At 67.4% G+C, this 7147-nt stretch carries 6 protein-coding genes; 1 reads left to right on the forward strand and 5 read right to left on the reverse strand.

All coding sequences use genetic code 11. The features are described from left to right. Positions 1–65 precede the first annotated feature (65 nt). The 5 genes from hpf to mtrA form a co-directional block, all read right to left on the reverse strand. Positions 66–722 carry a ribosome hibernation-promoting factor, HPF/YfiA family gene (gene hpf / locus CQ040_RS19770; RefSeq protein WP_105528578.1) on the reverse strand — a complete coding sequence of 219 codons (657 nt, stop codon included), beginning with the start codon at positions 720–722 and terminating at the stop codon, positions 66–68. A 135-nt stretch (positions 723–857) separates the two neighbouring features. Next, positions 858–1502, reverse strand: coding sequence for a ComF family protein (locus tag CQ040_RS19775; protein ID WP_105528582.1), 645 nt, complete (start codon positions 1500–1502; stop codon positions 858–860). Positions 1503–1593: 91 nt separating this feature from the next. After that, positions 1594–3312 carry an LpqB family beta-propeller domain-containing protein gene (locus CQ040_RS19780; RefSeq protein WP_181157080.1) on the reverse strand — a complete coding sequence of 573 codons (1719 nt, stop codon included), beginning with the start codon at positions 3310–3312 and terminating at the stop codon, positions 1594–1596. Then, entirely contained in the window at positions 3309–4988 is a 1680-nt protein-coding gene (gene mtrB / locus CQ040_RS19785) for an MtrAB system histidine kinase MtrB (protein WP_105528580.1), read from the reverse strand. Before mtrB ends, CQ040_RS19780 begins: the two co-directional genes overlap by 4 nt. A gap of 7 nt (positions 4989–4995) precedes the next feature. Beyond that, positions 4996–5676 (reverse strand): MtrAB system response regulator MtrA, encoded by a 681-nt coding sequence (mtrA, locus tag CQ040_RS19790; protein ID WP_105528581.1) that lies wholly within the window; start codon positions 5674–5676, stop codon positions 4996–4998. A gap of 1108 nt (positions 5677–6784) precedes the next feature. Here mtrA and CQ040_RS21315 point away from each other — a divergent pair. Further along, positions 6785–7147: pentapeptide repeat-containing protein (locus CQ040_RS21315; RefSeq protein ID WP_374955213.1), on the forward strand; the 363-nt coding region annotated here is incomplete at its 3' end.

A 7147-nucleotide genomic window follows, 5' to 3' on the forward strand; every position in this document is an offset into this window, starting at 1 on the left:
CCCTCCTCACCCCGAACGCCAGAACGGCCCGCTCCTAATCGGGGCGGGCCGTTCTGCGACTCGAATCAGGAAGCGAGCGCCTCCGACGGCGGAGCCTGGGTGCTCAGCGCGATCACACCGTAGTCCCAACCCTTGCGTCGGTAGACGACGCTGGGGTGATCGGTGCGGACGTCGACGAAGAGGAAGAAGTCGTGTCCGACCAGCTCCATCCGGTCGACCGCTTCTTCGACGGTCATCCATTCGGCATCGAAGCTCTTCGTGCGGATGACGACGGGAGAATACTCCTCGTCTTCGGCCGGCTGCACCGGCACGCTACCGGTCGCGACCGCCTGGAGGACATCCGCCGATGCCGGTTGGATGTCGATCCCTTCGAGCTCTCCGCTGCCCTTCTCGAAGTGAGCGCCACGCGGGTGCTGTCGCCCGTCGACTCGCTTCTCCTTCGCTCGACGCAGCTGCTCGGACATCTTGTCGACCGCGAGATCGAGTGCCACGAACTTGTCGCCGTCCGTCGCCTCTGCGCGAACGACCGGTCCCTTCCCGATCAAGGTCAGCTCGACGGTCTCATCGGGAACGTGACCGTTGCGATACGCGCGATGGGTGACTTTCACATCCAGCCGTTGCGCGCGAGACGCGAGCATCTGGATCTTGGCGATCTTCTCTTCGACAACGGTTCGGAAGCGATCAGTGATACCCACTCCGACGCCAACGATGCTTGTTTCCATTGCTGCCTCCTTGTCCCGGTCCTCCCGGCCAAGGGCGGACCGTGGTCGCCTTGTGTCCCCCCACCGTAGTCCGCCCGTCGGCGGAAGTCACGAGGTCATTCCCCTGTGTCATCGGTGCGTTCTCGATGAGGTTCATCAGAATCCCGCACGACGCGGCGTGGCGGCGAGCGCGACGGCCGCCACGACACGGAAGCCGCCCGCTTCGAGAGCTCGAGCCGCCTCGTCGATCGTCGCTCCGGTCGTGACGACGTCGTCGACGATCACTGCATCGGCGCCCTCCCCCGGGCGGCGTGCGCGCATGGCATCGCGCATGTTCTGCTCGCGGGCCTGCGCGCCGAGCCCACGCTGGTCGACAGTGCTGGTCACCAGCGAGAGCGCCCTCTGCGGGGCTGCATCCGCGCGACGGATCAAGAGATCGGGAACGCGGTACCCCCGACGTCGGAAGGCCCTTCTCGACGTCGGTACCGGGATGACCCAGGTGGTGGGGGCGATCTCCGGGGCGAGCACAGCGGCGAGCGCCGTTCCGAGCGGTCCGGCCAGCAGAGTCTCACCCTCCCCCTTGAGCCGGCGGATGCACCGCGACGCGACGCCCTCGAACGGCAGCGCGGCCCTGACCACCAGGCCGCGAGGCGTTACAGCGTCCTGTGGAGTCGGGACCAGTGCTTGCCTGCACGGCGCACACAGCAGGGTTCCCGGTTCATCGCAGCCCGCGCAGGTCGCAGAGAGGAGCAGTGCGGCGATCTCAGCACCGATCAGAAGCAGGTCACGTCTTCTGGACATCAAGCGATTCTGCGCCGACGACGTCGCCGGATGCACCGTGGATCCGCCCCGCTGGGGAACAGGGTGGCGATGACCCGTCGTGCAGGAAGACTCACTCCCCGGCGCGCGTGGCGAGCACGGTGACTCCTGAGGCGACCTCTCGCCAGGCCGACCCCGCGTGGGCGAACAGCTCGCCGTTCGCGTCGAGAATCCGCACACCGGTGGCAGTGCGCGCTCCCGCGACCGAGGTGGCGTTGGCCGGCGCAGCCTCCACCGATCCCGGCCCTCCCACCATCTGGGTGAGGAGAGTCGGGCTGTTCGGGTCGGCCAGCACCCCCAGCCGGTCAGCACCGAGCCACACCAGCCCGGTCGCCGGCTCGGCGAGCTGGGTCAGCTGCTTGACCTCGCCCAGTTCGATCGGGATGCCCGCCGAGTCACGGACCACGGCCGCCACGACGACCCACATCTGCTTGCCGACCGTGACCACCGCAGCGACCCTGGCACCGTCCGACGAGACTCTCAGATGAGAGATAGCCGATGCGCTCGGCCAGGCCTTCGTGACCTGATGCGCCACGGCGTCGCTTCCCGACGCCTGCAACGCTGTGGGCGCTCCGGCAGGGACGGACCACGTATAGCCGTAAGGATCGAGCGAGGGCCTGACGAGGCCCGGACGAGCATCGAGCTCGTCGAGACTTCCCTCCCCGATCAGATAGACGTGTCCGTCGCCGAGCTGGGTAGCTGCGCGAGCGTCGTCGGCTGCGACATCGATCGAGACGATGGGCTGCGTGATGGCGGTGATCTCCGAGCTGATACCGGCGATGGGCGAGATCTCGTCTCCGACTATCCGCCCGAACGCCCCATTCTGCAGCACGAGTGTGCCGATCGCGGCCGATGGTTCGACGACATCCGCCACTCCGGCGTCGAGGTTGCGCCCGTCCACCGTGAACCGGACCTGTGTGATGGCGACGCCGGCGGCTCGGAGGGTCGCCTGGAGCTGGGTGCGCATACGGGCGAGCGTGGCCGCGTCGAGGCCTGCAGCGGGGCGCGTGAGCGCGACATCCGCGACCTGGCCGATGATGGGCACCGCGTCCTGCGCCAGCTGCACATCGGCAGGGAAGGCGTTCTGCACGGCAGGGTCCAGCCATTCACTGGGCGCACCGCCGACGAGCGCCCTGGTCACGGTCGTCGCGGGGCTCTGCCGCCGCGGGAACCACCGCATGTCAGGCACCAACCTCGACCAGCCGAGGTCGAAGTACTGCAGCGGATACCCCTCGAAGACTTTGATGAATCGCGTCTCGTCGATCACGACGCCGTCCGGCGCCTGCGTGATGCGCCATTCGCCGTTCTCCATCCGCTGCAGGGTGAAGGCCACGTTGGACGAGCCGAGTGCCTCGGAGTATCCGCCGGAATCGTCGACGCTCGCGAGCAGGTCGAGCGTGACCTGGACCTCCGCGGTGTCCGCGCCTTCGACCTCGTCATCGGGCACCGAGGAGGTGACGGTCCTCGTGTCGGTGCCGGAGTCGATCGACACCCCGGCTGAAGGGGTCCAGCTCCGCTGCAGCGAGGGTGCGAGGAAGTCGCGCGCGGTGTCCCAGTTGTCGGTCGTCGTGATGCCCGCCTCGAGGAAGCCCTCGACGATCTCTTCGGGCCCGGCACCGGTGATCGGACCGGACGCGACCGGGAGGATGTCGACGTCTTGTGGGGACTCTCCGAGTTTGAGGCCGACGGCGACGTCACCGCTCGTGGGCAGTCCCGCACACGCGGGGAGCAGCAACGCGGCGAGCACCAGTGCGATGCCCCGCAACCCTCGATTCCCTCTTCGCTGGGTCATGTCCAGTCCTCCTCGTCGAACATGCCGGCGGGTGCGTCTGTCAGCGAGATCGGCTGCGTCGCATCGCCGATCTCCGCGAACGGTTCCTGCGGCTCGATCGAGATCGGGCTCGGGCCTTCCAGGACACCGTCGTGCCGGGGAATCGTGAGCACGAAGTTCGTTCCCACACCGAGCTCCGACCAGACGTCGAGCGTGCCGCCGTGCAGGGTCGCATCGCCCAGAGCGATCGAGAGCCCGAGGCCGGTGCCTCCGATCGTGCGCTGTCGTGACGGATCGGCGCGCCAGAAGCGGTCGAACACCCGCTCCGCGTCGGCCGGCTCCATCCCGAGGCCGAAGTCGCGCACACCGGCGGCCACCGCGTGCTGGTTGCTGTCGATCGTGACGACCACCGGTCGCCCCTCACCGTGCTCGATAGCGTTGCCGATCAGGTTGCGCAGCACCCGGCGCACTCGCCGCGGGTCCATGTCGACGGGCGAATACCCGCCTGGCGCCACGAGCCTCAGTTCGGTGCCATGCCCTTCCGCGAGCGGTCGCATCTGCTCGATGATGTCTTCGGCCAGGTGGGTGAGGCTCGTCGCCTCCAGCTCGAGCTGCACCGATCCCGCGTCGTATCGACTGATCTCGAGCAGGTCGGACAGCAGCGTCTCGAACCGCTGCACCTGAGCGTGCAGCAGCTCGGCCGTGCGTGCGGTGGTGGGGTCGAACTCCTCACGCTGGTCATTGAGCATGTCGGCGGCGAGGCGGATGGTGGTCAGCGGGGTCCGCAGCTCGTGCGACACATCCGACACGAAGCGTTGTTGCACCATCGAGAGCTCGCCGAGCTCCTTGATCTGCGACTCGATGCTGTCGGCCATCGCGTTGAACGAGCGTCCGAGGGTGGCCAGCTCGTCCTCGCCATGCACCTCGAGGCGCACGCCCAGGTCGCCGGCCGCCAGCCGGGCGCTCGTCTCGGCGGCCTGCACGATCGGGGTGGAGACCGCTCGAAGGACGATCCAGGAGATCGCGGCGACGATCGCCACCAGTCCGATCCCGGCTATCCACAGCGTCCGCTGCACGAACACGAGCGTCTGATCGGCATCGCCGAGGTCGTAGGCGAAGTAGATCGCGAACGCCCCAGCCTCCGGCACCTGGAGCTGCTGCCCGACGATGATGCCGGGAACGTCTCCTCCGTCGGCGACGGGCAAAGCCACCGACTGCCAGGCCTGACGGTCGTCGAACTCGACGACGCGCGCCTGGAGCTCCGGACTCAGCAGGCTCCGACTCAACCCGGCCTCGAAGCCGTTCAGCCGGACACCTTCCGCATTCTCGATCTTGAATCCGGCGAGCTGATCAGTGCTCGATGTGCGGGTGAGGTTCGACTGGATGACGTTCCACAGTTCGGTGAGGGCAGCGGGGTCGTCGCCGACCTCGGCCACGTCCAGGATCCCCTGCGCCTGGTCGACTGCGCGCCTGGCGTCTTCGAGCGCGACGTCTTTGCGCGAGACGAAGAGGTCGTTCTGGATCACGAGCGCCATCGTCACGCACGTGATGAAGATCGCCAAGGAGGTCGCGAGCAGGGTGATCGAGAGAGTGCGGAAGCGCAGCGAACGCCGCCAGAGGATGCCGAGCATCGTCGGCCAACCTCGCCAGTCGCGCAGGACAGCGACCGTCGTCGTGGTCGCTGTCGTCGCGGCCATCGTGCTCCTAGCCGATGCTCCCGGCGCGGTAGCCGACGCCGCGAACCGTCATCACGATCTTGGGGTTGTCCGGGTCGAGCTCGACCTTCGCGCGCAGGCGCTGGACGTGCACGTTCACCAGTCGCGTGTCGGCCTTGTAGTGGTAGCCCCACACCTGCTCGAGGAGCATCTCGCGGGAGAACACCTGTTGGGGCTTCGAGGCGAGCGCGACGAGAAGCTGGAACTCCAGCGGGGTGAGTGCGATCGGTGCCGTGCCTCGGCGGACCTCGTGCGCGTCGACGTCGACGGTGAGGTCACCGACCCGCAACTGCTCGCTCGTGGCCTGGGGCGTCGGGCGGAGGCGGGTACGGATACGGGCGACGAGCTCCTTCGGATTGAAGGGCTTGACCATGTAGTCATCCGCGCCCACCTCGAGTCCACGCACGACGTCGGCAGTGTCGCTGCGCGCGGTCAGCATGATGATCGGCACACCCGATTCGGCGCGGATGCGCGTGCAGATCTCGATTCCGTCCATGCCGGGGAGCATCAGATCGAGCAGCACCAGATCGGGTCGCTGCGCGCGCCACTCGTCGACGGCACGAGCACCGTCTGCGCAGAAAACCGGCTCGAAGCCTTCGGTGCGAAGCACGATCCCGATCATCTCGGCGAGCGCGGTGTCGTCGTCGACCACGAGAATACGTGAGGTCATAAGAGTTACCTTATGGCACCGAGTCCCGCCGACCCCAGGTCTGCGCGCCACGCACGGGATATGACACGATGGGAGCGCGCGACGGAGAGGGAATGTCAATGACCGGCCAGACGTGGACCCCTGCCCCGAAGAAGGGCATCATTCCTCTTCACCCGCTGAGTTTCGGGATGTTGCTCGGGAAGGCCTTCGCCGCTCTCCGCCACAACCCGAAGGTGCTCTTCGGGTTCGCCGTGGTCATCCAGCTCGTCGTGGTCCTCATCACCGCGCTCGTCATGGGTGTCGTGTTCTTCACGACCTTCAGCCGCTTGCAGACCGTCTCACCCTCTTCGCCGGACTTCGAAGCCGTGTTCGCCGGGACGATCGCGATCAATCTGATCGCGGGACTCGCCGTCGGACTCGCCTCGATCGCCTTCACGGCGATGATGCAGGGCGTCGTCGCCGCAGAGATCGGCTACGCCTCGATCGGCGTGAAAGCGACTCTCCGGATGCTGTGGCGCAGGATGGCGCCGGCATTCTGGCGACTCGCGGGCTTCGCTTCGCTCTCGGTCGTCGCGATGTTCGGCCTCATCACGATCGTGACTGTGATCATCGCCGCCTTCATCGCCGGAGGCCTGGGCGGGAGCGCCGAACTCGTCGGAGTGGTCGTGATCGTGGTGATCCTCATCGTCCTCGCCTGCATTCCCCTGGCGGTGTGGTTGACGACGAAGCTGCTGCTGGTGCCGTCGATCCTGGTGCTCGAGCACGCGCGTTTCCGTGACGCGTTCGTGCGCTCGTGGCGGCTCACCCGCGGCCGCTTCTGGGTCGCCTTCGGGGTGACCTTCCTCATCAGTGCGATCATGGGCCTCGCATCGCAGGTCGTGAGCTTCCCCGTGGTGCTGCTCAGCTCGCTCCTCAGCTCGGTCGTCGCCCCCACCGGCGCGGAAGACCCGAGCGCGGTGGTCGGGTTCATGCTGACGCTGATCGCACCGCAGATTCTGCTGCTCGTGATCCAGGCCATCACCCTCGTGGTGCAGAGCACCGGTTCGGCACTCGTCTACCTCGACTGCCGGATGCGCTACGAAGGCCTGGACCAGACGCTCATCGCCTACGTGGAGCGGCGTGATCTCGGTTGGACCGAGGAGCAGCAGGACGATCCGTTCCGCGTCGATCCTTCACGCGCCGTCACCTCGGCGCCTCCGCCTCGACAGGTACCGGAGTACGCCATGGCGGCGCCGGGGAATGCGTACCCGCAGTACGGCACCCCAGCGCCCGCCGGACAACCAGGGGTCGGACAGACCTATCCCGCGCAGCCGTACCCTGCACAGCCGTATCCCGCACAGACCTATCCCGCACAGACCTATCCCGCACAGACCTATCCCGCACAGACCTATCCCGCACAGCAGAGCGGTGCCCCTTCGCAGAGTGGCTTCCCCGCGGGGCAGCCGACCGTCGCGTTCCCGCCGCCTCCCCCACCCCCCACATCGCCGACGCC

The sequence above is a fragment of the Microbacterium sp. MYb54 genome (assembly GCF_002979515.1).
Lineage (GTDB): Bacteria > Actinomycetota > Actinomycetes > Actinomycetales > Microbacteriaceae > Microbacterium.

Coding starts and splice junctions, on each gene's coding strand:
- hpf (WP_105528578.1), bottom strand. CDS start 722: ATGGAAACAAGCATCGTTGGCGTCGGAGTGGGTATCACTGATCGCTTC.
- CQ040_RS19775 (WP_105528582.1), bottom strand. CDS start 1,502: ATGTCCAGAAGACGTGACCTGCTTCTGATCGGTGCTGAGATCGCCGCA.
- CQ040_RS19780 (WP_181157080.1), bottom strand. CDS start 3,312: ATGACCCAGCGAAGAGGGAATCGAGGGTTGCGGGGCATCGCACTGGTG.
- mtrB (WP_105528580.1), bottom strand. CDS start 4,988: ATGGCCGCGACGACAGCGACCACGACGACGGTCGCTGTCCTGCGCGAC.
- mtrA (WP_105528581.1), bottom strand. CDS start 5,676: ATGACCTCACGTATTCTCGTGGTCGACGACGACACCGCGCTCGCCGAG.